Source organism: Thorsellia kenyensis (assembly GCF_042432445.1).
Taxonomy (GTDB): Bacteria; Pseudomonadota; Gammaproteobacteria; order Enterobacterales; family Thorselliaceae; genus Thorsellia; species Thorsellia kenyensis.
This window is the reverse complement of record NZ_JBHLXE010000080.1, coordinates 1-550: the sequence shown is the minus strand read 5'-3', so window position 1 is coordinate 550 and position 550 is coordinate 1. Positions and strand designations below refer to the sequence as shown.

The following is a 550-nucleotide window of genomic DNA, read 5'->3' as shown; positions in this document are numbered from 1 at the left end:
CACGGGTGGTGTTCAATCAAATAGCGTGACGATTACTGAAATCAGTGATGACTCAGGTGCGTTAGGTGACTGGATAACGAATGACCCGACATTAATCATCAAAGGGGCATTAGCAAATGGCTTAGCGATGGGTGAGCGTGTTGAAATCAACATTGATGGTCAGGGTTGGGTACAAGTGACGGTCACAGACAGAACCTGGTTCTATGACAACACAAGTAAAGCGTTATCTAATGGGACACATAACATCGAAGTACGTATCATCAATAACGTAAATGATGAGGGTTCAAAATCGTCACAAGCGATTATAGTGGATAACAAAGCACCTGATATCACGAACAAAGTCTACTTAGATAGAATTTCAGAAGACCGTGGTATAGCCGACAATGACTTCAAAACGAATGATAAGACATTGGAGTTCTTTGGTCACTTAGACAAAGCGCTAGATGCAGATGAGTATGTAGAAATCAGCTTTGATAATGGCACCACATGGACACGTACCATCGTTACGGGCACTGAGTGGTACTATGATAGAACAAGTACACCATTTGCG

General features: G+C 42.4%; 1 protein-coding gene. It reads left to right on the top strand.

Going from position 1 to position 550, the window contains the following annotated elements:
* Window positions 1-25 precede the first annotated feature (25 nt).
* Window positions 26-550: hypothetical protein (locus tag ACFFIT_RS07120; RefSeq protein WP_385876966.1), on the top strand; the 525-nt coding region annotated here is incomplete at its 3' end.